At 59.0% G+C, this 25,700-nt stretch carries 18 protein-coding genes, 1 riboswitch and 1 other annotated feature; of the genes, 14 read left to right on the top strand and 4 right to left on the bottom strand.

All coding sequences use genetic code 11. From position 1 onward, the window contains the following. Positions 1 to 42: 42 nt before the first annotated feature. Positions 43 to 121: riboswitch (ZMP/ZTP riboswitch) on the top strand. A 48-nt stretch (positions 122 to 169) separates the two neighbouring features. After that, positions 170 to 1,345 (top strand): phosphoribosylaminoimidazolecarboxamide formyltransferase, encoded by a 1,176-nt coding sequence (locus FX155_RS04485; RefSeq protein WP_022487209.1) that lies wholly within the window; start codon positions 170 to 172, stop codon positions 1,343 to 1,345. A 121-nt stretch (positions 1,346 to 1,466) separates the two neighbouring features. Beyond that, positions 1,467 to 1,712: a binding site (T-box leader), on the top strand. A 59-nt stretch (positions 1,713 to 1,771) separates the two neighbouring features. Next, on the top strand, positions 1,772 to 3,460 hold the full coding sequence (gene leuA / locus FX155_RS04480; RefSeq protein WP_022487210.1) for a 2-isopropylmalate synthase: 1,689 nt from the start codon (positions 1,772 to 1,774) through the stop codon (positions 3,458 to 3,460). A 45-nt stretch (positions 3,461 to 3,505) separates the two neighbouring features. On the opposite strand, the gene sfsA is transcribed toward leuA, so the two are convergent. From sfsA to FX155_RS04460, 4 genes are all read right to left on the bottom strand, one after another. After that, positions 3,506 to 4,183 (bottom strand): DNA/RNA nuclease SfsA, encoded by a 678-nt coding sequence (gene sfsA, locus FX155_RS04475; protein WP_154487889.1) that lies wholly within the window; start codon positions 4,181 to 4,183, stop codon positions 3,506 to 3,508. Between the two features lie 17 nt (positions 4,184 to 4,200). Then, a complete protein-coding gene (locus FX155_RS04470) occupies positions 4,201 to 4,824 on the bottom strand; it encodes a Flp family type IVb pilin (RefSeq protein WP_154487888.1) in 624 nt (207 codons plus the stop codon). 25 nt (positions 4,825 to 4,849) lie between these two features. After that, positions 4,850 to 5,650, bottom strand: coding sequence for an MBL fold metallo-hydrolase (locus tag FX155_RS04465; protein ID WP_022487203.1), 801 nt, complete (start codon positions 5,648 to 5,650; stop codon positions 4,850 to 4,852). A gap of 179 nt (positions 5,651 to 5,829) precedes the next feature. Continuing rightward, complete coding sequence (locus FX155_RS04460; RefSeq protein ID WP_022487204.1) at positions 5,830 to 7,005, bottom strand: ATP-binding protein; 1,176 nt, start codon at positions 7,003 to 7,005, stop codon at positions 5,830 to 5,832. A gap of 84 nt (positions 7,006 to 7,089) precedes the next feature. On the opposite strand from FX155_RS04460, the gene FX155_RS04455 reads away from it, so the two are divergent. From FX155_RS04455 to FX155_RS04400, 12 genes are all read left to right on the top strand, one after another. Beyond that, entirely contained in the window at positions 7,090 to 8,463 is a 1,374-nt protein-coding gene (locus FX155_RS04455) for an SLC13 family permease (RefSeq protein WP_022487205.1), read from the top strand. Between the two features lie 877 nt (positions 8,464 to 9,340). Beyond that, positions 9,341 to 10,381 carry a hypothetical protein gene (locus tag FX155_RS04450; protein ID WP_229778429.1) on the top strand — a complete coding sequence of 347 codons (1,041 nt, stop codon included), beginning with the start codon at positions 9,341 to 9,343 and terminating at the stop codon, positions 10,379 to 10,381. Between the two features lie 249 nt (positions 10,382 to 10,630). Continuing rightward, positions 10,631 to 13,642, top strand: a complete 3,012-nt coding sequence (locus FX155_RS04445) for a PD-(D/E)XK nuclease family protein (RefSeq protein ID WP_154487886.1) — start codon at positions 10,631 to 10,633, stop codon at positions 13,640 to 13,642. A 4-nt stretch (positions 13,643 to 13,646) separates the two neighbouring features. Continuing rightward, entirely contained in the window at positions 13,647 to 16,985 is a 3,339-nt protein-coding gene (locus FX155_RS04440) for a UvrD-helicase domain-containing protein (protein WP_154487885.1), read from the top strand. Between the two features lie 592 nt (positions 16,986 to 17,577). Continuing rightward, positions 17,578 to 18,240: an HAD-IA family hydrolase gene (locus tag FX155_RS04435; protein ID WP_326831108.1), complete on the top strand. Its 663-nt coding sequence runs from the start codon at positions 17,578 to 17,580 to the stop codon at positions 18,238 to 18,240. A 15-nt stretch (positions 18,241 to 18,255) separates the two neighbouring features. Beyond that, positions 18,256 to 19,083, top strand: a complete 828-nt coding sequence (gene mtnP / locus FX155_RS04430) for an S-methyl-5'-thioadenosine phosphorylase (protein ID WP_022486840.1) — start codon at positions 18,256 to 18,258, stop codon at positions 19,081 to 19,083. Positions 19,084 to 19,091: 8 nt separating this feature from the next. Then, complete coding sequence (locus FX155_RS04425; protein ID WP_154487945.1) at positions 19,092 to 20,375, top strand: amidohydrolase; 1,284 nt, start codon at positions 19,092 to 19,094, stop codon at positions 20,373 to 20,375. Positions 20,376 to 20,467: 92 nt separating this feature from the next. Continuing rightward, positions 20,468 to 21,310, top strand: a complete 843-nt coding sequence (locus FX155_RS04420; RefSeq protein WP_326831107.1) for a sulfide/dihydroorotate dehydrogenase-like FAD/NAD-binding protein — start codon at positions 20,468 to 20,470, stop codon at positions 21,308 to 21,310. Continuing rightward, positions 21,307 to 22,695 (top strand): NADPH-dependent glutamate synthase, encoded by a 1,389-nt coding sequence (gene gltA, locus FX155_RS04415; RefSeq protein ID WP_022486843.1) that lies wholly within the window; start codon positions 21,307 to 21,309, stop codon positions 22,693 to 22,695. Before FX155_RS04420 ends, gltA begins: the two co-directional genes overlap by 4 nt. Before the next feature lie 9 nt (positions 22,696 to 22,704). Beyond that, entirely contained in the window at positions 22,705 to 23,871 is a 1,167-nt protein-coding gene (locus FX155_RS04410) for a hypothetical protein (protein WP_154487883.1), read from the top strand. Positions 23,872 to 24,044: 173 nt separating this feature from the next. After that, positions 24,045 to 25,103 carry an OmpA family protein gene (locus FX155_RS04405; RefSeq protein WP_022486845.1) on the top strand — a complete coding sequence of 353 codons (1,059 nt, stop codon included), beginning with the start codon at positions 24,045 to 24,047 and terminating at the stop codon, positions 25,101 to 25,103. A gap of 96 nt (positions 25,104 to 25,199) precedes the next feature. Further along, positions 25,200 to 25,697, top strand: coding sequence for an HD domain-containing protein (locus FX155_RS04400; protein WP_154487882.1), 498 nt, complete (start codon positions 25,200 to 25,202; stop codon positions 25,695 to 25,697). Positions 25,698 to 25,700: the final 3 nt, after the last annotated feature.

Below are 25,700 nucleotides of genomic sequence, written 5' to 3'. Positions count from 1 at the left end.
CCCTTCTTGACCATTTCCCGCTGACAATGCTATAATGAAACGGACAGATCATGTGACTGACGGAAGTGGGTTTACCCACAGGGAGCATGGTCGTAGAATGCCGACCGTCTGGGCACCTGCTGTGGCCCGGGGTCGGCTTTTTCTTTTGACCTTAAGGAGGGAATCTTTCATGAAAGAACTGAAACTGAAGTATGGCTGCAATCCCAACCAGATCCCGGCCCGGATCTATATGCAGAGCGGGGCAGACCTGCCCATTACGGTGCTCAACGGCAGACCCGGGTACATCAACTTCCTGGATGCCTTCAACAGCTGGCAGCTGGTGCGGGAACTGCGGAGAGCCACCGGCCTGCCGGCAGCTGCTTCCTTCAAACATGTAAGCCCGGCCGGGGCGGCTGTGGGCCTGCCCCTGACGGATACCCTGAAGAAGATCTACAGCGTGGAAGGCATGGACCTGTCCCCTCTGGCCAGTGCCTATGCCCGGGCCCGCGGGGCCGACCGGATGAGTTCTTTCGGGGATTTCGTGGCTCTGTCCGACGTGTGCGACAAATCCACCGCCCTGGTGCTCCAGCATGAAGTGTCCGACGGGGTCATTGCGCCTGGGTACGAACCGGAAGCCCTGGAAATCCTGTCCGCCAAGAAAAAGGGCAAATACAATGTGATCCAGATCGATCCGGCCTACGAACCGGAAGAACTGGAAACCAAGCAGGTCTTCGGCATCACCTTTGAACAGAAACGGAACAATGACCATATTACGGAAGACCTGCTCCAGAACCGGCCTACGAAGAACAAGGAAATCCCGGAAGCAGCCCGGCGGGATCTGCTGATCGCCATGATTACCCTGAAATATACCCAGTCCAACTCTGTGTGCTATGTGAAGGACGGCCAGACCATCGGCGTGGGCGCCGGCCAGCAGTCCCGGATCCACTGCACCCGTCTGGCCGGGGACAAAGCGGACAAATGGTGGCTGCGCCAGAGCCCCAAGGTGCTGAACCTTCCCTTCCGGGCGGATATCCGGAAACCGGACCGGGACAACACCATCGACGTGTACACTTCTGACGACTGGGAAGATGTGCTGGCTGACGGGGTATGGGAAAACTTCTTTACGGAAAAACCGGAACCCATGACCCGGGAAGAACGGAAGGCCTGGATTGCCAAGAACACCGGGGTAGCCCTGGGTTCCGACGCCTTCTTCCCCTTTGGGGACAACATTGAACGGGCCCACCGAAGCGGGGTGGAATACATCGCTCAGACCGGCGGCAGCATCCGGGACGACAATGTGATTGCCACCTGCGACAAATACAACATCGCCATGGCCATGACGGGAGTACGGCTGTTCCATCATTGATGGGGAGGGTGCTGTTGCTTATGCAACAGCACCTATTTTTTTAAACATTTTTCCACAAAACTGTTGACAGCCATTATAAAAGGCTCTATAATAAGCACCATCAAGTTCAAAAGTGTAACCAACAATGACTGCGAAGGAAAGAAGATCAGAAAGGGAATTCACAGAGAGTCGACATTTGCTGGGAGTCGATAGTTCGCTTCTGAATGATAACTGGTTCCAGAGTCGTCCGGGTGATAAGTAGTCCGGAACGGGAGGTCCCGTTACAGACCTTAGCCTTATACTTGCTTGAGTAAGAGGTGAAAGGGCCGGCTTTTTGGCTGGCTGAATCAGGGTGGTACAGCGTGGAATTATTTGCCTCGCCCCTAGAGAAAACAGGGGGCGGGGATTTTTTTATGACCGCCTCGAAAATCCAAGGAGGAATTCATTATGCATAAGCCCATTAAAAAGTACATTCCCTTCCAGGGAGTCAGCCTGCCGGACCGTACCTGGCCGGACAAGACCATCACCAAGCCCCCCATCTGGTGCAGCGTGGACCTGCGGGACGGGAACCAGGCCCTGGTGACCCCCATGCAGCTGGAAGAGAAGCTGCTGCTGTTCACCACCCTGGTGAAGATCGGTTTCAAGGAAATCGAAGTAGGGTTCCCTTCCGCTTCTGATACGGAATATGAAATCCTCCGGACCCTGATCGAGGACAACTACATCCCCGATGACGTGACCATCCAGGTCCTGGTCCAGGCCCGTCCGGAACTGATCAAAAAGACCTTTGAAGCGGTGAAGGGCGCCAAGAACGTGATCATCCACTTCTACAACTCCACTTCCACCCTCCAGCGGAAAATCGTGTTCCGGAAGGACATGGAAGGAATCACCAAGATTGCCGTGGACGGGGCCAAACTGATCCGGGAACTGACGGAAAAGGAAATCGCCAAAAGCGGCATGAACATCCGGTACGAATATTCTCCCGAAAGCTTCACCGGCACGGAAACCGACTATGCGGTGGAAATCTGTGAAGCGGTGATGGATACCCTGGGAGCCACCAAGGAAAAACCGGTGATCATCAACCTGCCTTCTACGGTGGAAATGTCCACCCCCAACACCTATGCGGACCAGATTGAATACTTCATCCGGCACCTGAAGGACCGGGACCGGGCCATTATCAGTGTCCATCCCCACAATGACCGGGGCGAAGGGGTGGCCGCCACGGAACTGGCCATGATGGCCGGTGCGGACCGGGTGGAAGGGACCCTGTTCGGCAACGGGGAACGGACCGGGAACGTGGACATCGTCACCCTGGCCCTCAACATGTACACCCACAATGTGGATCCCCAGCTGGACTTCTCCCACATCAACCGGATCAAACGGATCTGCGAAAGCGTCACCAAGATGAAAGTGGAACCCCGTCATCCCTACGCCGGGGAACTGGTCTTCACCGCTTTCTCCGGATCCCATCAGGATGCCATCCGGAAGGGCTTCAAGTACATGGCAGATACCAACAGCCGGTACTGGGAAGTTCCCTATCTGCCCATCAACCCGGCGGATATCCACCGGGAATATGAACCGGTGATCCGGATCAACAGCCAGTCCGGCAAGGGCGGCGCCGCCTTTGTAATGCAGCAGGCAGTGGGGTATTACCTGCCGAAAGAAATGCATCCGGAATTCGGCCATATGGTGAAGGAAGCCGCCGATGAATACGGGGACGAACTGAGCGCCAGCCAGATCGTGGAACTGTTCAACAAAAAGTATGTGGACTATAAGGGCAAGTTCGAACTGGGAGCCCACAAGGTGTACGACAACCACGAAGGGGATGAGGATACCAGCACCATCTTCGAAGGGGATGTGAAGGCCGACGGTACGGTGATGCACGTGACCGGCAACGGGAACGGGCCCATCGATGCCTTCTTCAATGCCCTGAACAAGATCGGGGTGGACGGGTTCGAGTTCATCAACTATCACGAACACGCCATCAGCCAGGGGTCCAATTCCAAGGCCATTTCCTACATCGAACTGAAGAAACCGGACGGAAACCACATTTTCGGTGTGGGCATCCATCCCAATATCAACACCGCATCCCTGTTGGGCATCGTCAATGCCATCAACCGGGCGATCGGACAGAAATAAAAAAATGTGGGGTGCTGCACGTTTTGTGCAGCACCCCACATTTTTTTACAACACAATCTCCACCTGCTTCCCGATCTCCAGGGTCCCCGGGGTTACGTTACAATCGTAGGCCAGGAGGGTCACTCCTTTGTTTCGGGCTTCCTGGAGGGCCTGGGCGAAATCCGGGTCGGTTTTCCGGTTGGGTTCGAAATGGTCCACATCTGCCATCTGGATCACCAGGAACACATAGGCTCCGTAGCCTTCTTCCGCCGCCCGGATCAGTTCGTGGAGGTGCTTGGCACCCCGGGCGGTGGGGGCATCGGGAAAACGGACCACCCCGTCTTCTTCCAGGGTGACGCCCTTCACTTCCAGGAAGGATTTCCTGTCCCCCTGTTCCAGGTAGAAGTCGAACCGGGACTGGTCGTACCGGAATTCGGGCTGGATTTTGGTCAGGCCGGGGAGGCCTCCCTGTTCCAGCCATTCCTGGACCACCTTGTTGGGAGCCTGGGAATCCATGTTGATGAGCCGGGAGCCTTTTTCCACGGCCACCAGGTCGTATTTGGTCTTCCGTTTGGGATTGTCACTGGCGGTAAGGTACACGGCGGCACCGGGGACCAGCAGTTCCCGGCACCGGCCGGTGTTCTTCACATGGCAGGTTTCTTCCTTCCCGGCAATCTCCACCTGGGCGATGAAACGGTTGGGCCGGGAAAGGAAGGTACCGGCTGTGATGTTGGGATAGTGCATACAGTCAGGTCCTTTCGTCAGGGATTCCAGATTTCTTTCTTGTAGTTGTTGCTGTCGGAAGGCCGGAACCCGTCTTTATTTTCATTGGTGTAACCGGTGCCTTCCCGGTATTTCACCTGATAGGAGTTTTCCCCTGTCCGGGTGATTTCCACGCCGTACCAGTCTACATTTTTCTGGTCCACGGAAGCCCCGGTATAGGATTTTTCCCCGTCAACAGACTTCCAGAAACCGTAAAATCCCCCGTTAGCCATATAGTTTTTTCCGTTGACTGTCACTGAGCCTGTTTTTCCCACCAGGCCGTTGATGTGGTAACCATCGGCGTTCCCGTTGTTGGCATTCTGGGCATAGATGCCCACGGTGGCTCCTCTGTCAAGCTGAACCGTCCCCTTGGCAATGGCTGCCTTCAGCATTTTCGCCATGGCGTCTGCATAGCCCCGGTCGTGGATCACCGCCGGGTCGCTTTCTTTTTCCACGGTGGCCAGCAGGTTGTTGGCATTCCCGAATACGGCCTGTATTTTCTGGCCGAAGTTGTTCTGGCTGTAGATCAGGAATCCGATGCCTACGATAATGGCCAGCATCAGGGCGTATTCAATGATGTTCTGTCCTTTGGAGCGCAGAGCGTGTTTTCTGTTGTGCTGCATGAGAAGGCCTCCTTTCCCTCTCTTCTTACCACAGTTTCATTTGTTCCAAATCATCCGGCACCCACAGATTTCCCCGGTAGTAGTTCTTTCCTTCAGCGGTATACAGCTCTTTCCGCTGGGGCAGGTGGTTGTCTTCGGTGTGGTACAGGATCAGATTGGGCACCTGGAGCCGGTCGGCGTTTTCACAGGCTTCCCGTACAGTGGAATGGTGCTTTTCGTAGGGACGGAACCGGTCCCGGTCCCGGTACAGGCAGAAGGCTTCATGGAGGAGCCACTGGCTGCCGGAGAGCCGGGTAAAGTTATGGTCGTTCATGGGTTCATCCCCGCAGCAGCCCAGTTTGTGGCCGTTGCTTTCCAATACATAGCCGAACTGCTTGGCCTTGGTGGAATGGATGTCGAAAAAGGTCACGTCCCAGCCCCGGATCTTCCGGGTCTCTCCGTCTTCCACGGTGATGAAGTGGAGCCGGGTGTCCAGGTATTTCAGGTCTCCCGGGTCCAGCAGCAGCCGGGCCGTGCTCCGGAGCAGGGTGATCACCTCATCGTGGCCGTAGATCCGGGCTTCTCCCACATAGGTGCCCCGTTTCATGGCCTTCACGATCATCCGGATTACCCAGAAGACCCCCAGCACATGGTCCATATGCCGGTGGGTGACAAAGATGTCCTTGATCTTTTGCCAGGGCAGCCGGGCCCGCTTCAGCTGGCGCAGGATCCCGTTGCCGCCGCCCCCGTCCACCAACAGGTAACGTTCATTCTGGCGCAGGACATAGCAGGTGTTGTAGCACCGGGTGGAGATGGCATGGCCTGTACCTAAAAATAAAATTTCCATACAGTTGTTTTCCTTCCCTTATCTTACCATTAAGTATACTCTATATGGACGCTGTAGGGAAGGGGGAGGTTCCGGATGGGTGTGGTGACAGTGTCTATACGGACATTAACTGTTGGAAGACAGTCGGCCGTTGACCGCTGACAAAAAAGAGACTGTTGCATGCGCAGCAGCCTCTTTTTTTACATGTCCTCCAAAAACGAATGTTCCTTTCCTTTTTCCTTGTACTTCAGTACCGTGTCCAGGTTCACGTTTTCCAGGCTGTGGAAGATGTTGGCGGGGACCTGGGGGTTCTTTTCCGCCAGGGCGGCAATGAGCTTCTTCACTTCCAGCCGCTTGGAATCGGTGGTGCCGTCGGTGTGGCAGGTGGAGCAGGTTTCGGTGAACTTGCAGGCGCACTGGATGAAGTACAGGCCGTTTTCGTCCCGCCAGCTTTTGATGTCGGCTTCCCGTACATAGTACAGGGGCCGGATCAGCTCCATCCCCGGGCAGCTGGTGCTTTTCAGCCGGGGGAGCATGGTGCGGATGGCGCCGGAATAGAGCATGCTCATAAGATTGGTCTCGATCACGTCATCGAAATGGTGGCCCAGGGCGATCTTATTGCATCCCAGGTCCCGGGCCTTCCGATACAGGTACCCCCGGCGCATTTTGGCGCACAGGTAGCAGGGAGAATCCTCCACATGGAATACGGATTCGAAAATGTTGGTGGAAAAGAAGGTCAGGGGCACCTGGAGCAGTTTGGCGTTTTCCTCGATGATCTTCCGGTTCATTTCATTGTATCCCGGGTCCATGCACAAAAACACCAGGTCAAAGGGAATCTTGTTGTGGCGCTTCAGGTCCTGGAACAGTTTGGCCATGAGCATGGAATCCTTGCCCCCGGAAATGCACACGGCGATCCTGTCTCCGGGCTGGATCATGTCATAATCGCAGATGGCCTGGACGAATTTGCTGGAGATCCGCCGTTTGTACTTCCGGCGCAGGGAGGATTCGATCCGTTTCAGCCGCTGGGAATCTTCCGCCGCCAGGGCGTTCTCCCGTTCCAGCTTCTTCTGGAGCCAAAGGGAATAGCCCCCCTGAAGGGAAACGGCGGTCCAGCCCTGGTCCCGGAGGTTGGCGGCAAGGCCCAGGCTGATTTTTCCCCACATGCAGAGCAGGACGATCAGTTTGTCTTCCGGCAGGTCCACGCTGCCTGCCTGGAGTTCCAGGGGGTTCAGGTTCACGGCGCCGGGCACCGTGCCCCGGTCAAAAGCCGCCGGGTCCCGGATATCCGCCAGGAACACCTGTTCCGGGGCCAGGGCCGCCAGTTCCTCCACCGTGATTTCAGTTTTGTCTTCCCAAAGGGAAAGGGTAGTATCCATAGATGCAAAAGCTTCCTTTATAGTAGAATATTTTCCATTTTACCATGCTATAATGAACCTATCAACCAAAAGGGGGGAAGGGTCATGAAGAAACGGATCTGCCTGGGGCTGGGGCCCGGGCTGCTTTTGCTCTGCCGGTGGGTTTTGGCAGGGACCTTTGGGGCCGGCGGGGCCTGGGCTCTGGGAGTGTCCCTGTGGATGATCTTCTGGTGGATCACCCGGCCAGTGGGGCTGACGGTGACGGCCCTGGTGCCGGTGGTGGCCAATGCCTTTCTAAGCCTGGCGCCCATGGACCATCTGCTGGCCCAGTACGCTTCCAGCAGCATCGTCCTGCTGTTTGCCGCCACCCTGCTGACCCTCCCCTGGGAAAAAATCGGCCTGGACCACCGGATCGCCCTCCGGTGCCTGGCCTTTATCGGCCCTTCCATGAAAAGCCAGATCACCGTATGGTTCCTGGCGGCCACCCTGTTTTCTATCGTGCTGCCCAATGCGGTGGTGGTAGCCGTGTTCACCCCCACGGCCCTGGCCATGCTGAAGGCTGCCGGGTACCGGGGCAGCGACCCGGCAACGGGGCCCATCCTCTGCGCCATTGTGTTCGGTTCCGTGGTGGGAGGGGTGGGGACTCCGGTGGGAGGCGCCATGGACGTAATTGCCGCTGCCCTTTACCAGCAGGCCACTGGAGAGGAATTCCTGTTCACCCGGTGGTTCGGAGTCTTCCTGCCCTATCTGGGAACAGCCACCGCGGCCACCCTGGGGGTCCAGCTGCTCCAGAAGGACCCGGTGAGCCGGCTCCAGGGTACCCGGGAATACTTCCTGGCGGAATGCCGGCGGATGGGGGCCATGAGCCGGGATGAAAAGATCTGCCTGGGACTGTTCGGCCTGGCCCTGGCAGGGTCCTTTCTCCGGCCTTTGTATGCCCCTGTGCTGCCCGGGCTCCAGCCGGCCTATCTGTACGGGAGCCTGGGGTTCCTGTTGTTCTTTATCAATGGAAAGGACGGAAAGCCCCTGCTTACCTGGAACTATGCCCAGCAGCACATGATCTGGGGCGTACTGATCCTCTTCGCCGGAGGCCTGGCCATGGGGAATCTGCTGGAAGCCTCAGGAGCCAACGGCCGGCTGGCCCGGTGGGTGGGGGGAATGGCTCCGGCGCCGGGGCTGCCTTTGGTGGCGGGAATCGTCCTTTTGGGGGCCTTTCTGTCCGAAGTGTCCAGCATCACCATCTCTTCGGCCCTGACGGTGCCCCTGGTGATCACCTACACCCAGAGTGCCGGCCTGCCCCTGCTGCCCTACTGGATGGCGGCGGTGATGGGGTTCAACGGAGCTTTTCTGCTGCCCACCGGCATCCGGGCCATTCCCTGCGGCGCCGGCCTGGATACGGCCACCCTGTTCCAAAGAGGGCTGCCCGTGTGTGCGGTGCGGATCTTGTGTGCAGCGGTGATGGGATGGATGGCCGGATAGACGGCAAGCCATCGTCAACGGCCGCTGACTGTTGACCATTGACAGGAAGGAGTTGCCCTGGCACCCTATGCAGGTACTCATCAATGCAGCATTGCCAATTACAGACCCAGCAGCAGTTCCATGGGACACTTGGCCGCAGCACTAAACTGGTGATGGGAACGGACACAATGTCCGCCCAGGGAGGGGCGGGGGACCGTGCGGAGCACGGTGGTGGGGGCATCGGCGACAGCCGATATTTTGCAGGTCCGGCAGACAACAATGGAGTGTACGGGTAGGAGCAAGGCCTCTGGGTCTACAGTTTCCATTGCTGCATTTCCAACCGCTGAGTCCGTTCCCTCGCCAAGGTATTCGGTCCTTTCAGGACCTCATGCCCCCACCACCGGGCAAGCCCGGTCCCCCGCCCCTGCAGGGCGGACTTGGCCTCCGGCCTTGCTGGTACTTTGTACGAGTATACATCGATTATTCGGGAGCCGGGAGGGCAGGCCCAGGAGGAGTCGGCGGGACAACATCGGGTGTTGTCGCTCCTGGGGTGGAGCACGCGGGCGATAGAGTCCGGTTTCCTGGTCCGTAGCCGCAGCCTTTGACCGAAAGGGCAAGGCGATAGGCTGTGAGCCTCCCGCCAGGGACGAACGGGTCTGCCCTCCCGGCGGAGCGCTTTCGCGGATGGAAGAGTATAGAAGCTTTTTGCCTTCTGGGCGGCTCCTACGGTTCTGTGCTCTTCACTCTGCGCTTTCGGCCCCATGAACGAATAACTATACTGTGATGAAGGGTTCACCGAGAACTTGTTGACACATACCTCGTCACTCCCTTCCTGTTGCCCACGCAACAGCCCCATGGTATACTGATAGGAATGAAACAAAGGAGGCTTTTTTTGTCCATGACGGAGGAAAAGAAGAAACGGTCCTGGATCCGGTCCAAACTGCCCTTTCTGGTACTGACCCTTTTGGTGATCCTGGGGGTGGTGGGGTACAATTACCGGACGGACATCGAGATGCGCATCGTCCATTTGAAACCCCAGCCGGTGCGCCAGGTGGAACTGGGAAAAATGGGGCTCCAGCTCCAGCGGTTCAATACCCCGGAAATCACCAGCTACGATGTGGACAAGATCCTCAGCTTCGTGATCCGGGACGACCGGTTCTATCTGGCCCTCCGGAGCCAGGACGGGGACAGCACGGCAGTCCAGGCCTATGAACGGAAAGAGGGGAGCCTGTTTCCTCTCCGGAGCTTCGGGAAAAAGGGCACCTACACCATCCCGGATAAAATGGTCCTGAGCGTGAATATTGCCGAAAACGGGGACATTGTGTATGTGAAGAAGGGACTCCATACCCTCCGGGACGGGAACGACATCATCAGCCTGAAGGGGAACACCACCGCTACCCGGGTGGCCTTCCTGCCCAGTGGGGAACAGGCCTATCTGTACGGCAACGACAATTTCACCCTGGCGGAGTACCATGACGGAGCCTTTGAAAAGAACAAGCCCGCCTTCCTCCACAACCGGGCCAAACCTTTTGCAGGAGGCCTGACCCAGGTGCGGATCACGAAAGACGGAACCATTTTCGGGGGCGGACGGATCAAGCCCAACGGCCTGAATATGGTGGAAGCTTTCAACAGCAGGGGCAAGGCTCTCCGGAGCTTTGGCAGTCCCATCCAGACGGATAAGGATTCCATCTACAACCTGATCGATATGGCGGTGCTGGACCATTATCTGGTGGTCATCGACGGGTTCACCCTGAAGTTCTGGACCCGGGAGGGACAGTACCTGGGGACCCTGAACAGTTCCAAGGTGCTGGGAGACAACCTGAACTGCGCCAAACTGGCTCCCATCGACGGGAACACCCTGGGGATCCTGGCCTTCGTCCGGAATGCCCAGACCCGGCTGGTGGAGATCCGGATCTTCGCACTGACGTTTCCAAGGTGAACCAGCCTCATGAACCCCATATTTTTGAACGTGTAAATCGGTACCGTAGGGGCTGCACGCCGGGCAGCCCGCCAAATCATCGATGATCTGCGCATTTTGCGGGGCGCCGGGCCTGCGCCCCCTACGGTTATACACAGTGATACACAATAAAAAGAACCTGGTCAAAGGACAGGTTCTATCCAGTGGCCCGAGACCTGAAAAGGAGGCTGTTGCTTTTGCAACAGCCCCTTTTACCGAAAGGAGCCAATCATGTCCAACATCCTTCACTGCCTCCAGCTGGGGGAATCCATGGGGGACCGGTTCATAGCCGCGGCCCGGGAGCTGCCTTACGGGGCGGTCCTGTTTCTGGTGCCCAACCGGTACTTCTTCCAGAAGGTCCGGGAAACCGGGGCGGTCCGGGCTGCCATCCTGGATGCCCTGCCCCGGGAAATCCTCCGGTGGAACCGGGCGGAAACGGAATTCACCCGGATCACCCGGCCTGCCCAGAAAAAGATCCTGGAAGACACCCTGGACTATCTCAAGGGGCAGCTGTCCTACTTTTCCTCCCTGGTGGGGAAGGACGGGTTCCGGGACAGCCTGCTGACCCTGTTCGACGAATTTTCCCGGGATGATCTGGACCCGGCCACTTATCAGCAGGTGCTGCTGAACTGGAACCGGGAGGGAGCGCTCCGGAACAAAGACATGGACCTGGCCAAGCTGTATCTGGTGTACAGCAGCAAAGTCCGGGAGCGGCGCCTGGAAGACCTGTCCCAGGAATACGCCCGGGCGGCGGAAGTACTGGAACAGGGAGGCACCGTGCCCTGGGAAAAATGCTTCTTCAGCGAATTCTACCAGTTCACCCCGGTCCAGCTCCGGCTGCTCCGGGCCCTGGGACACTGCTGCGAAGTGGAAGTGGGCCTGTTTTATGATCCCAAACGGCCGGAACTGAGCCAGGTGACGGAAAAAATCTACGGGGATTTGCTGGGGGACGGATTCCTTCCGGTCCAGGAAGAACCGGTGACAGAAAAGCCGGAAGACCTGACTGCCCTGACCCGGGACTGGAAGCCGGGAGCCCGGACGGATACCGGGGCGCCCCACATCCACCTGGGGGAAGGGGTGAGCCAGGAACAGGAAATCCGTCTGGCCCTTACGTCCATTAAAGAACGGCTCCAGCAGGGAGTGAAGCCGGAGGAAATCCTGGTGCTGGTCCGGAAACTGGCGGATTACCAGGGGCTGGTCCGGTCCTTTGCTGAATACGGGATCCCTTGCCGGCTGCCCCAGGCGGCGGACCTGAAAAGCCAGCCTCTCACGGATTTCTTCACCAAGCTGCTGGCAGCGGCCAAAGAAAAGTGGGACCTGGCCCAATGGCAGGCCCTGTTCCGGTGTCCTCTGATGGAAGTGCTGTACCGGACGGACCGGGAAAAACTGGACCTGCTGTACACCCAGGAATATTTTCCCACCGCCGGCAGCCTCCTGTCCCATATCCAGCGGAAGGAACTGGTAGATACGGATTTCTGGACCTTGACGGACTTCCTCCAGACCTCCCATACCCCGAAAGAATGGCGGGACACCCTTACAGAAAAACTGGATGGATGGCAGCTGGCCCTGGCCTGGGGAAAACTCCACCAGGAGGGGAAGGTAGACCTGGCCCAGGTGAAGGTGCTGGCCAAAACGGAGGATTTCGTCCGGAAGACTTTGGACAGCCTGGTGAAGACCTGGGAACAACTGGGAAAAGCAGATGAAGAAATCAGTCTGGACCTGGTGCAGAAATTCTGGAAGGATTCCCTGGACCAGGGCAAACTGCCCCTGACCCCCGGGGAACCTCAGGGGGTGCCGGTGCTGGAAGCCGGGGAGATCCAGGGAGTATCCTTTCCCTATGTGTACATCCTGGGTGTCCGGGAAGGGCTGTTCCCGGCGGTGAAACGGGAAAGCTGGCTCTACAGCGACCAGGAACGGGGAGAACTGAATGCCCTGGGCCTGGAACTGAGCCTGACCGCCCGGGCCCTGGATACAGACCGGTACTTTTTCGGGTCCGCCGTGGCCCTGGCCGGCCGGGAACTCCACCTCAGCTGGTACCGGGATGAGGAAGGGGGCCCCAGTCCCTACATCACTGAACTGGACCATTTCTTCGGGACAGAGGCCCTGCCGGTGACGGTCTATGAAAACACCCCGGACCGGTGTGCCAGTGCGGCCCAACTGGCGGATTTCCTGGGGGAACAGCCCCATCTGGCCCCCCGGGAGAAGGCCTTCCTGCTGGAAGCAGCCGGACAGGACTTTTTGGAACGGTCCCGGACGGAACAGCGCCGGTGGGAAGAGACGGACAGCCCCTGGAACGGTACGGTGCCCGGGGTGGTGAAGCGGCCCCTCCATCTGTCCGCTTCCAGCCTGGAGGGATATCTCCAGTGTCCTTTTGCCGCCCTGGTGAGCCAGGTGTGGAAGCTGGAACCCTGGGAGGAACAGGGTGCCTTCCCTGCGCCGGATGTGGTGGGGGACCTGATCCACCGGACCCTGGCGGCTTTTCTGGGGAAACATCTGGGAAAGGGCCTGGCCGGACTGGACCGAAAAGCCCTGGAACAGGAACTGGATGGGGTTTACCGGGACATGTTCCACAAGCTCTGCCTGGAAGGGAAGATCCCTGACAGTCCTCTTCTGGATCATCTCCGGGACCGGTACGGGAAATGGCTGAAGGCCTGGCTCCGGAAGGAAATGGAATATGAAGCCGCCGACCTGCTGGGCCTGAAGCCCGGCCGGGTGGAATGGAGCTTTGGACGGGAGCACAGCCCCTGGCCGGATCTGGTGAAAACCATCGACGGGGAAAAGGTGTATTTCTCCGGCCAGATCGACCGGATCGATACCAATGGAAAGAACTGGACCCTGCTGGATTACAAAACCGGCACACCCCCTTCCGGCCAGGACATCCTCCAGGGAAAGGCGGTGCAGCTGCCCCTGTACCTGGAAGCCCTGGAAACTCTGGGAAAAGTGCCCAAAGAGCAGATCCTGGGGGCCGGCTATGTGCACCTGCGCAGCGGGGACCGGAAGGGTGGGGCCTGGGACAAGGCTGCAAAGACCGCCTTCCCCTGGATGGCCAAAGCCCGTCCCCCGGAAATGAAACAGGCTCTGGAAGCCGCCCAAAAGGCGGTGGACCAGGCGGTGGGGGATATGAGAAAGGGCCGTTTCCCTGCCCGGCCTGCAGGAAAATGCCCGGCCTGGTGCCCGGCCCGGGACCTGTGCCGGATCGGGGAGAACCCCCACAGAACTGAGATCGAAAAGGAAGAGGAGTGATACCATGGCCAGTTTTACCCCACAGCAGCAGGAAGCCATCTCCACCCTGGACCGGAACGTGTCCGTATCCGCCGGGGCCGGGTCCGGGAAGACCCGGGTGCTGGTGGAACGGTTTTTGAAGATCCTCCAGGAACGGAAGGCCACTGCCCAGGAAATCCTGGCCATCACCTTCACCCGGAAAGCCGCCCGGGAAATGCAGGAACGGGTGCGGAAAGGGATCCTGGAACGGCTGACGGAGACCCTGGATCCGGAAGAAAAGGCCTACTGGCAGGAACAGCTCCAGCTGGCGGACCGGGCTCCCATTACCACCATCGACAGCTTCTGTTCCCAGGTGCTCCGGGAGAATCCGGTGGAAGCCGGCCTGGATCCTGATTTCGCCGTCAGGGAAGAATACCAGATCCGGGCCTTCCGGGAAGAAACCGCCCAGGCCTTTATCCAGAAGGAAATCCAGCAGCAGGCCGGGGATGTGGCGGCCCTGTTGGACCTGTACCCGGCGGACCGTCTGGCGGGGATCCTGACCGCCCTCATCGATGATCTCCCGGCCATCCTGGCGCTGCCGGGAGGGCTGGCCGCCCCCTATGAAGCCAGCCTGGCAGGGGAAGAAGAGGGGAAAATCGCTGCAGAAGGGGCCCTGGATGCCCTGCTGGAAGCCCGGGACCAGGCAGGCCCCAAAGGCCGGGAAAAGCTGGAAGTCCTGGCCGGCCAGCGGGAAGAGATCCACCAGTGGATCGCTGAGGGGTGCTATGACAGGGCCGCCGCTGCCTTAAAGCCCGTTTCCGCCGCCGGGAAGGTGAAAGACCTGGTGAAGGAGGCCAAAGCCGCCCTGGACCGGCTCCAGGTGCTGTCCCTGGATGCCCTGGGGGCGGAGCAGGCCCGGAACTGGGAAACCGTCCTTGGCCGGTTCCGCCAGACCCTGCTGGATACGGCGGAAGCCAAAGAAATGTACAGTTTCGGGTACCTGTCCGCCAAGGCGGTGGACCTTCTGGAAAAACGGCCCAATGTACTGCTCCGGTACAAGAGCCGGTTCAAGTATGTGATGGTGGACGAATTCCAGGACACCAACGAAGAACAGAAGAAACTGGTGTATCTCCTCAGCGGAGGCAGCAGCCAGAGCCTCCAGGGCCGGAACCTGTTTGTGGTGGGGGACGCCAAGCAGTCCATCTACCGGTTCCGGGGGGCGGATGTAAGCGTGTTCCGCCAGGTCCGGGACGCCATCGGAAAGACCGGCGGGAACAACATTGTCATGGATGACAACTTCCGGTCGGCTCCGGAAATCATCGGGGCCTGCAACACCCTGTTCGACGACCTTCTGGGCACCGACAGCCAGTCCGATGTGACCGCCCAGCCCCTCCATCCCCATCAGCCCTCGTCCCGGAATCCTGTTTTTGCGGTGCTGAAGAAGGGGGACTGCACCCTGGAGGAATGCCAGCAGGCGGAAGGCCGGTATGTGGCCCAGGCCATCCGGCAGCTCCGGGAGGATACCGGGCTCCCCTACGGCCAGATGGCCATCCTGCTGCCCGCCATCCATCTGTCCCGGCAGTATGAGGAAGCCCTCACCGCCCTGGGGATCAAATCCCAGGTCAGTGACGGGAAGGGGTTCTACGACCGGCAGGAAGTGGTGGACTGGATCAACCTGCTCACCTTCCTGCTGAACACCCGGAAGGACTGGGCCCTGGCCGGGTTCCTCCGGTCCCCCTTCTGCGGGATCAGCGACCGGCAGATGACGGATCTTTTGAAGCCCTGGCCGGAACTGAGCCTGTGGGAAAGCCTGGAACAGAGCCTGGAAGAACCCTTCGTGACCCTGTCCCGGAAGCTGGAGACCCTGCACCGGACTGCCCTGTTCCAGTCCCTGCCGGAACTGATGGACGGCTTCCAGGAAGCCTTTGCCGTGGAACCCACCCTGCTGGCCCAGCGGGGCGGGCGGGAAAAACTGGCCAACTTCCGGAAGCTCCGGGCCCTGGGGGTGAAGGCGGCCATGGAAGAAGGGTTCACGGCCCGGGATTTCCTCGACCGGCTGGATCTTATGCGCCAGCTGTCCGCCCGGGAAAGCGCCGCCAACCAGGAGGAAGATCCGGAGGCGGTGAAGATCATGACCATCCACAAGTCCAAGGGGCTGGAATTCCCGGCGGTGTTCCTGCCGGATCTGTCCAAAAAGGATCCTTCGGACCATCTGGGGATCCAGTTCCTCCCCGGCCAGGGATTCGGGGTCAGGGTGGATCCGGGGGACGGGAACCTGGCGGAAACGTCCGTATACACCCGGCTGAAAGGGGAAAAACACCGGCTGGAACGGGCGGAAAAGCACCGGCAGCTGTACGTGGCCATGACCCGGGCGGAAAAATACCTGTATCTGGTGAATGTGGACGAAACCAAAGAAAACAGCAAGGCTCCGGATCCGGACAAGGAAAAATGGGGTCAGTCCCTCCAGCGGGTGTTCGCTCCTGGCGGTCCTCACGGGGACCAGATGGACTGGGAGATGCTGGATGTGGCGGAAATCCTGGAGGCAGAGGAAACCCAGCAGGCCGGGGAAGGGGAAACCTTCGTCCTGGATCCGGCAGTCTATGACCGGATCCGTCCGGTGACCGTGCCCCGGAACCTGGAACTGTCCGCCAGCGCCCTGCTGGAATACGACAACTGTCCCCGGAGCTTCTATTACCATTATTTCCAGCACATGCCCGGTATCGACCCGGATACGGTGGGCATCGGCACCAGCCGGATTTCCGCCATCGACCTGGGGACCTATGTGCACCGGGTGCTGGAACTGCTCCAGGAAGAACCGGAAAAGGAGGCCCTGGAAGAAGCTCTGGTCCTGCTGGACCGGACGGAGGAAGAAAAGCAGGTGTTCCTCCGGGAAGGGCGGAAAATGGTGGAAAAATACTGCGCCAGCCCCCTGTTCCAGGAAATCGCCGGCCTGCCCGCCCAGGCGGAACGGGATTTCGAACTGGAACTGTTCCCCCTGGAAGCGGGGAAAGTGACCTTCCAGGGGAGCATCGACCGGCTGGTGACCCTGCCGGAGGGACAGCTGGGGATCGTGGACTACAAAACCGGCCATCCTCCGGCGGACGGGGAAGAAAAGCAGGGGTACACCCGGCAGCTGACCATCTACGCCCTGGCGGCGGAAACCCTGTACCTGGGACAGAAAGTGGCCTGGGCCAGGCTCCATTTCCTGAAGGACTGCAGCAGCTGGGAACTGAAGGACCGGGCTAGGGAAGAAGAAAAGCTGAAGACCCTTCTGGAAAATCTGCTGACCTGGGACAAAGAGGAACAGTTCCCGGCCAGGAAAGAGGGGTGCCAGTGGTGCCCGTACCGGTACTTCTGCACGGAGGGAGCAGCTGACAGTCACTAGGCATCAGTCTGCAGCCAAAGGAAGGAACCTGCGGCGGCAGGTTCCTTTGATGGGAAATGCAGCTGACGCTGCTAACCCACCACCACTGTGCAAGCGCAGCGGTCCCCCGCCCTTGAAAAGGGCGGATATATAAGCAGAATAATAGTTTGAGTCCTGCAGTCTTGGGCCCGCGCGGCGATCTCTCCTTTGAAAAGGGCGGATATATAAGCGGAATGATGGTTTGAGTCCTGCAGTCTTGGTCCTGCAGGAGGCAATATACGCTGGCGCCTGAAATCCATGACTTTTTTGCATCAGGGCTTCAGCCCGATGCGCCATATCCGCCCTTTACAAGGGCGGGGGACCAGCCGTAAGGCTGGTGGTGGGTTAGGCGCCGCCATTTTCGGCGCCGTTTCCTTTTGCCCGCCAGGGAAGAAGGGCGGGCCGTATGTTCTGCGCCGAATGCTTCAGCATTTGGCTTCCTTCGGCCATTGACCATTGACCATTGACCATTGACGGGGCTGCCGCGAGTGCGGCGGCCCCTTTTTAAAATCCTTTAATTTTCTGTCGATTCATGGTAAAATGACCGTTGTAGTATGTTCGAAGGAGGCTTTCTGTGGCTGCACGGGGAATTTTATTTGACTTTGACGGGACGCTGGCCAACACCACGCCCCTGATCCTGGCCACCTTCCACCAGACCCTGGACCATTTCGTCCCAGGGAATCAGGTGGATGACCAGACCATCATCAACACCTTCGGCCTGCCCCTCCGGGACGGCCTGGCCGGGATCACCGGCTGCACCGATCCGGAAGAGATGGACCGGATGGTGGCTTATTACCGCCAGTACAACACCGCCTGGCACGACGCCATGATCCAGCCCTTTCCCGGAGTGAAGGAGGGGCTTGCTGCCCTGCGCCGGGCCGGGGTCCCCATGGCCATTGTCACCAGCAAGTTCAAAGCCAGCTGCCTTAGGGGGCTCCGGTGTCTGGGGCTGGAAGACTGCATCGACGGCATCATCGGGTGCCAGGAATGCAGCGCCCACAAGCCGGACCCGGAACCTATGGAAAAGGGCCTGGAACTGCTGGGCCTTGCCGGAGAGGACTGCCTCTGTGTGGGAGACAGCCCCTATGACCTGGTCAGCGGCCACAAAGCCGGCTGCCAGACGGTGAAGGTGGGCTGGACCTCATTCCGGCAGGAATTCTTCGACCGGTTCATTCAGCCGGATTATGTGATCCGGTCCCTGGGAGACCTGCTTTCCTTTGTTGAACCATCAAACTGAGCGAGGTGATTCCAATTGCGGAAAATCGGCATCATCGGCGGCACCGGGGTGGAGGATGCGTCCTCCTTCGGCCGGCTCACCGCCTTAACGGTGGATACGCCCTTCGGCCAGGCTCACTGCCTGAAGGGGACCGCCGCCGGCCATGAGATCTATTTCCTGGCCCGGCACGGCCTGGACCACAGTGTCCCGCCCCACAAAATCAACTACCGGGCCAACATTTTCGCCCTGAAGAAGCTGGGAGTCACGGAGATCCTGTCCTTTACGGCGGTGGGGTCCCTGAACCGGGGACTGCCTCCGGGGACTTTTGTGGCCACCACCCAGATCCTGGACTTTACCAAAAGCCGGGTGAACACCTTCTTCAACGGGGAGAACGGCCAGGTGGCCCATGTGGATTTCGCCCAGCCCTACTGCCCGGCGCTCCGGGAACGGCTGATCCGCTGCCTGGTGAAACTGGGGCTCCGGCACAGCAAACAGGGGACCTATGTGGTGACGGAAGGGCCCCGGTATGAAACGGCGGCGGAAGTGCGGATGTATGGAGCCATGGGCGGGGACGTGGCCGGGATGACCAACATGCCGGAAGCGGTGCTGGCCCGGGAAGCGGAAATCTGCTACGCCAACTGTTCCGTGGTCACCAATATGGGTTCCGGGCTGGCGGCCCGGGCCCTGTCCCACGAAGAAGTGACGGAAGCCATGGAGAAGCTGGGAAAGCAGATCCTGTCCGTGATCGAAGCCTATGTGCAGGATGACGGGCCTTTGACCCACAGCTGCCATTGCGCCCAGGCCCTGCAGGAATACGGGGGCTTCCGGCTGGAGGCTTTCGGCGGGGACAAAAAGGAGGAATGACGCTGGACATGGTATATGATATCGTATTGCAGAATGTGGAACTGACAGATCCCGGGGACGGGACCCTGTTCAACATCGGGATCAACGGCAGCACCATTGGGTATGTGGGCACAGAACCGGTGGCAGGCCGGGAAGTGATCGACGGACGGAATCACCTGGCGGTGCCCGGGTGGGTGAACGCCCATACCCATGTGGCCATGACCCTGTTCCGCAGCTATGCCGACGACATGGCCCTGATGGACTGGCTCCAGAACCGGATCTGGCCCCTGGAAGCCAGACTGGACGGCCGGGCGGTGTACTGGGGGAGCCTGTTGGGGATCGCGGAAATGATCCGCACCGGCACCACCTGTTTCGCCGACATGTATTTCTTTATGGAAGAAACTGCCAAGGCTGCAGCGGACAGCGGCATCCGGGCAGTACTGTCCCGGGGTCTCACCGGCAGCAGCGTGGCAGACGGGGCCGCCCGTCTGGAGGAGAACACGCAGCTGTACAAGACCTGGAACGGGGCCCAGAACGGACGGATCACCGTGATGTTCGGTCCTCATGCCCCCTACACCTGCAGCCCGGATTATCTGAAATCCGTCATCGCCCGGGCCCGGGAACTGGGGGCGGAAATCCACATGCATCTTGCGGAAACCGCCGGGGAAGTGGCGGACTGCCGGAAACAGTACGGCAAGAGCCCCATTGCCCTGATGGAAGAACTGGGGATGTTCGACGGAGGGACCCTGGCGGCCCACTGTGTCCATGTGGATGAGGAGGATATGGACATTATGGCCCGGCACCGGGTCCGGGTGGCCCACAACCCCCAGAGCAACCTGAAACTGGCCAGCGGCATCGCTCCTGTGGCCCGGATGCTGGAAAAGGGCATCACCGTAGGTCTGGGCACCGACGGGGCCAGCAGCAACAACAATCTGGACATGCTGGAAGAAGTCCGGCTGGCGGCCATGCTGGCCAAGACCCAGTCCGGGGATCCCAAGGCGGTACCGGCTTCCCAGGCCCTTGCCATGGGCACCTGGATGGGGGCGGAAGCTGTGGGCCTGAAAAACCTGGGGAAACTGGAAGTGGGCCAGAAGGCGGATGTGGTGCTCTACAACATGGCCTCCCCGGCCTGGTACCCCCGGCACGACCGCACGTCCCTTCTGGTGTACGCCGGGTCCTCCGCGGACGTGGACACGGTGCTGGTGGACGGGAACATCCTGCTGCGCAAAGGAGAACTGACCACCATCGACCTGGAGAAAGTCACCGCGGAAGTGGGACAGTGTCTGAAGGAAATGACAGCCAGTGCAGAGTGAAGAACGGGGCCGCTGGCCGGACCCCACCACCGTCCTGACGGACGATGAACGGCTGACGATGAATGAAAAACGACAATAAAGGAGTGTTTGGTGTGGCAAAGATCTTGAAAAAACTGCAGTTGGCACCTGCAGTCTGGGAATTTGAAGTGGATGCGCCTCTCATTGCGCACAAATGCAAACCGGGACAGTTCGTCATGGTACTGGTGGATGAAACCAGCGAACGGATCCCTCTGACCATCGGCGATTTCGACCGGGAAAAAGGCTCCATCACCCTGATGGTCCAGGCGGTGGGGAACACCACCCGGCACCTGTGTGAAGATTTCGCCCAGGGAGACGATATCCAGCACATCCTGGGACCTCTGGGCCAGCCTTCTGAAATGGGCAAATTCGGTACTGTGGTCATGGTCTGCGGGGGCATCGGCGTAGCACCGGTCCATCCCATCGCCCGGGCCTATCACGAACTGGGCAACAAGGTGATCACCATCATCGGGGGCCGTCACAAAGACCTGATCCTGTGGCGGGACCGGATGGAAAAGATCAGCGATGAAATGATCATCACCACCGACGACGGGTCCGAAGGCATCAAGGGCTTTGTTACCGATCCCCTCCGGAAAATGCTGGAAGCAGGGAACCATCCGGATCTGGTGGTGGCCATCGGCCCCATCATCATGATGATGAACGTGGCCAAGGTCACCCGGCCTTACAACGTGAAGACCACTGCCAGCCTCAGCTGCCTTATGGTGGACGGCACCGGCATGTGCGGCGGCTGCCGGGTGCAGGTGGGCAATGAAAGCAAGTTCACCTGCTGTGACGGGCCGGAATTCGATGCCCATCAGGTGGACTTCAAGAACCTGATGCAGCGTTCCAAGATGTACAAGGACCAGGAAGCAGTAGAATACAGTTGCGGGGGGCATTGCAGATGCGTGGAGGAATGAGAAATCCCATGCCGGAACAGCCGGCTGATGTACGGAACCATAATTTCGAGGAAGTGGCCCTGGGCTATCCGGAAGACACGGCGGTGGATGAAGCCCAGCGCTGCCTGAACTGCAAGAATCCCCAGTGCGTGAAGGGGTGCCCGGTGAACGTGGACATTCCCCAGTTCATCCATGCCCTGACGGAAAAGGATTTTGACGGCGCCATCCACATCCTGAAGAACAAGAACTCCCTGCCTGCCGTGTGCGGCCGGGTGTGTCCCCAGGAAAACCAGTGCGAAAAACACTGCATCCTGGGCATCAAGGGAGAACCGGTGGCCATCGGCCGTCTGGAACGGTTCGTGGCGGACCGGGCCCGGGAAAAGGGCACGGACATGGTGAAGGAAGGCCTGGCACCCAAGAACGGCATCAAAGTGGCTGTAGTGGGCGGAGGCCCCTCCTGTCTCACCGCTGCCGGGGATCTGGCCAAAATGGGCTATGACGTGACCCTGTTCGAAGCCCTCCACAAAGTGGGCGGGGTGCTCATGTACGGCATCCCTGAATTCCGTCTGCCCAAAGCCATCGTCCAGCACGAAATCGAACAGCTGAAGGTGCTGGGCGTGAAGATCATGACCGATGTGGTGATCGGCCGCACCTTTACCCTCCATGAACTGTTGGGTGAAGAAGGGTTCCAGGCTGTGTACGTGGGTACCGGCGCCGGGCTGCCCCATTTTATGCGGATCCCCGGAGAAGCCCTCAACGGGGTGTACGCTGCCAACGAATTCCTTACCCGGGTGAACCTGATGGGAGCCTGGAAGTTCCCGAAAATGGCCACTCCCGTGTATGTAGGGAAGAACGTGGCTGTGGTGGGGGCCGGCAACGTGGCCATGGATGCCGCCCGGACCGCCAAACGGCTGGGAGCGGAAAACGTCTACGTGGTCTACCGCCGGAGCGAAGCGGAAATGCCCGCCCGGAAGGAAGAAATCCAGCACGCCAAGGCGGAAGGCATCGAACTCCACATGCTGAACAACCCGGTGAAGATCCTGGGGAACGAAGATGGCTGGGTCACCGGCATGGAATGTGTCCGGACCCAGTTGGGCGAACCGGATGCCTCCGGCCGCCGGAGCCCGGTGGAGATCCCCGGCTCCAACCATGTGTTCGATGTGGACATGGTGGTGATGGCCATCGGCCAGGGCCCCAACCCCCTGCTGAAACACACCACCCCGGATCTGGTGACCAACCGGAAGGGGCTCATTACCGTGGATGAAAAGGAAGAAACCTCCATCCCGGGAGTCTTTGCCGGCGGTGACATCGTCACCGGGGCAGCCACCGTTATTTCCGCCATGGGGGCCGGCAAGAAGGCCGCCCTGGAAATGGATGCCTATCTGAAAGAAAAATTAGGGAAGTAACTGCAGAGCATGAATAAACTGAAACGATGGGGGCTGGCTGCGGCTCTCCTGTGCCTGGGTCTGTTCCAGGCCGGGGAGGCCGGAGCGGCAGCACCCAAAAACACCTACAAACCTGCCAGCGGAGGCTATACCCTGACGGTGCCTCCCGGCAGCAAAGAGATTTACCATACCTCCACGGGGATCCGCTTCACCGTGGGGAAGGATTTCCTGGTCAGTGCGGATCTGTACACCCTGCCCAGTTTTGTGTCCGTCCCCATGAAGCAGTACTCCACGGAGCAGAAGAAAGATTTCAAGAAGTTCCTGGGGAAGATCCAGGACCAGGAAAACGACACCATCCAGGATGACGGCAGCTCCCGGAATTTCGGCAGCCAGCCGGCCCTGGACGGGATCCTGGGAGAAAAGCTCCGAAAGTATCGGAGCACTTCCGGAGAACCGGAACCCAAAAAGGACAAGAAGAAGGATCTGGACAGCTATACCTATGTGGCGGTGCCGGAAGACAAGCTGCGGACCCACCGGCCCTTTCTGATCGGCCGGGCCTACCAGCCGGAAAAGAACGTGCTGCTGGTGGTGAACGTAAGCGCGCCGGAAAACCTGGAAGCGGCGGCCCGGTCCGCCCTCCAGTCCCTGTGTTCCGACCTGACGCTCAGCCGGGTGAAGTACACCGATGTGAACCTTCTCACGGTGCCCGGCATGGGCTATGAAATGGAAATCCCCAGCGGCTGGCGGATGTACACCCTCCGGGCGGACAATGTGCTGTTCGGACGGTCTCTGAGCAGCGTCCACACCGACGGGATGATGGTCCGGGAATTTTCCGATGACACTTTTGCGGAACTGGGGAATTCCACCCCCGAAGGGCTGAAGGAAGCGGAGAGCGCCTTCATCCAGAAGGTGACCCGGTATACGCCCAACATTACGGTACTGCGCCACGAACCCATTTCCGTGGGCACCCTCAACGGGAGCATGGCGGAATGCACCGACAGCGGGGACCTGAAAAAGGTCTTTGTGGTGAACACCTATCTGATGAACGCCCAGGGCAACGGGTATCAGATCCGGTACCAGACCGACGACACCATCAACTACGACCTGAAACTCCGGGCCTTCAAACAGTCCGTGGAAAGCTTCAGCCTCCTCCAGAACAACGACGGAAGCGGCCTGAAGCCGGGGAAGGATATGTGAAAAGGGACTGTGAAAAAATGAGAAATCATTTTTTCACAGTCCCTTTTCACATTTATGTCACAAACCATTCATAATCTCTTCATCCAGAAAGGTATACAATATGAATTGTAAAGTGACTGGTCAGTCCAGTACTTTTTATATGGAAAAAATTGAACGGGAAGAAGGAATCTTCAATGCAGAAGAAAGCATTTGCAGTGACGCTGGCTGTACTGGCTTCCGTTGCTTCCATGGGTTTTGCAGCTCCTCAGACCAGCTGGGATCAGGGAGAATGGCAGCTGAACGCAGGGGCCTGGGCTCCCAAAGCCAAATTCGACGGGAATGAATCCAGCACCAAATGGAACTTTGACGGTGGCCTGGGTTATGGGATTTCCGACAAATGGGCTCTGGAATACAACTATCGGGGCCTGAAGACCAAAGCCGGAGATTTCAAGACCGACGGGGACCAGAACGAAGTGAACCTGGTATACAGCCTGGGCAAGAACTGGGCTCTGTTCGGCGGCTGGAACCGGATCAACAATGATTTTGACGGCAGCTACCATGGGGCACACACCGGCAGCGCTGACAGCGTGATCAACAACGTGGCTCAGTTCGGTGTACGGACCAAATACGACCTGGCCAAGAACCTGGCTTTCTATGCAGAAGGCGCCCTGGGCACTAAGAAGACCAGCCAGTGGGATGCCGGCCTGGCTTACACCTTCGCTGACAACTGGGATCTGAACGCCGGATACCGGTATGTGGATACCAAGCTGGATGACGACAACAACATCAAATACCGGGGCTTCCTGGTAGGTCTGTCCTATCGGTTCGGCGGCCACAAGAAAGCGGCTCCGGCACCTGTGGAAGAACCGGTGGCACCGACGGTGGCTGAACCGGTTGCTCCGGCTCATGTGTACAATGACTACTATCTGGACAGCATCCACTTCGATTCCGACGTGGATACCCCGAAGGCTTCCGAAGCTGCCAAACTGGCCAACTTCGTAGCCGTAGCCAAGGCTCATCCGGATTCCACCTTTAAACTGGTAGGGAACACCGACTCCGATGCTTCCAACGCCTACAACGAAGACCTGTCCAAACGCCGTGTGCTGAACGTGGCCAAATACGCCAACGACAACGGTGTGGCTGCTTCCCGTATGCAGCTGAACTACAAGGGCGAAAACAACCCTGCGTCCAACAACGCCACCGAAGCCGGCAAAGCCGACAACCGCCGTGTGGATATCTGGGAACATAAATAATTGAAAAAGCAAAAGGGCTGTTGCACGGGCAACAGCCCCTTTCTTTTTCCCCCTTCTTCCCCTATAATATCCCTATCAGAAAGGTCGTGATCATTTATGGAACCATTGGAAAAAATCGCCCGGGCTGCCATTGTCTATGATGCAGGGGATCCCCGGCGGATCCATCATCTTTTGAAAGTCCATGCTTTTGCCCGGCTGATCGGGATGGGGGAGGGGCTGGATCCCCGGACCCTGTTCCGGCTGGAAGCCGCCGCCTATCTCCATGATATCGGCATCCACGAAGGAGAACGCCGGTACGGCCACTGCACCGGGAAGATCCAGGAAGAACTGGGCCCGGACATTGCCCAGCCCATCCTGGCAGACGCCGGCATCACCGGAGAAGACGCAGAACGGATCAAGTGGCTCATCGGCCATCATCATACCTATGCCAGCATCGACGGCCCGGACGCCCAGATCCTGGCGGAAGCGGATATGCTGGTGAACCCCTACGAAGACGGAGATAACCGGCAGCAGGATGAAGCCCTGTATCAGCGGCTGTACAAGACGGAAACCGGGAAGAAGTTGTTCGAGGAGCTGTATTTGAAGGACCGATAAATC

This window comes from Acidaminococcus fermentans (genome assembly GCF_009696675.1).
In the GTDB taxonomy this organism is placed as follows: Bacteria; Bacillota; Negativicutes; order Acidaminococcales; family Acidaminococcaceae; genus Acidaminococcus.
This window is presented reverse-complemented; position numbering and strand designations above follow the sequence as displayed.

Bases quoted from the DNA above. Each gene is read 5' to 3' on its own strand.
- FX155_RS04410 (WP_154487883.1), top strand. From the start codon at position 22,705: ATGAATAAACTGAAACGATGGGGGCTGGCTGCGGCTCTCCTGTGCCTG.
- FX155_RS04460 (WP_022487204.1), bottom strand. From the start codon at position 7,005: ATGGATACTACCCTTTCCCTTTGGGAAGACAAAACTGAAATCACGGTG.
- FX155_RS04485 (WP_022487209.1), top strand. From the start codon at position 170: ATGAAAGAACTGAAACTGAAGTATGGCTGCAATCCCAACCAGATCCCG.
- FX155_RS04450 (WP_229778429.1), top strand. From the start codon at position 9,341: ATGACGGAGGAAAAGAAGAAACGGTCCTGGATCCGGTCCAAACTGCCC.
- gltA (WP_022486843.1), top strand. From the start codon at position 21,307: ATGAGAAATCCCATGCCGGAACAGCCGGCTGATGTACGGAACCATAAT.
- leuA (WP_022487210.1), top strand. From the start codon at position 1,772: ATGCATAAGCCCATTAAAAAGTACATTCCCTTCCAGGGAGTCAGCCTG.
- sfsA (WP_154487889.1), bottom strand. From the start codon at position 4,183: ATGCACTATCCCAACATCACAGCCGGTACCTTCCTTTCCCGGCCCAAC.
- FX155_RS04440 (WP_154487885.1), top strand. From the start codon at position 13,647: ATGGCCAGTTTTACCCCACAGCAGCAGGAAGCCATCTCCACCCTGGAC.
- FX155_RS04455 (WP_022487205.1), top strand. From the start codon at position 7,090: ATGAAGAAACGGATCTGCCTGGGGCTGGGGCCCGGGCTGCTTTTGCTC.
- FX155_RS04400 (WP_154487882.1), top strand. From the start codon at position 25,200: ATGGAACCATTGGAAAAAATCGCCCGGGCTGCCATTGTCTATGATGCA.
- FX155_RS04425 (WP_154487945.1), top strand. From the start codon at position 19,092: ATGGTATATGATATCGTATTGCAGAATGTGGAACTGACAGATCCCGGG.
- FX155_RS04470 (WP_154487888.1), bottom strand. From the start codon at position 4,824: ATGCAGCACAACAGAAAACACGCTCTGCGCTCCAAAGGACAGAACATC.
- FX155_RS04405 (WP_022486845.1), top strand. From the start codon at position 24,045: ATGCAGAAGAAAGCATTTGCAGTGACGCTGGCTGTACTGGCTTCCGTT.
- FX155_RS04465 (WP_022487203.1), bottom strand. From the start codon at position 5,650: ATGGAAATTTTATTTTTAGGTACAGGCCATGCCATCTCCACCCGGTGC.
- FX155_RS04445 (WP_154487886.1), top strand. From the start codon at position 10,631: ATGTCCAACATCCTTCACTGCCTCCAGCTGGGGGAATCCATGGGGGAC.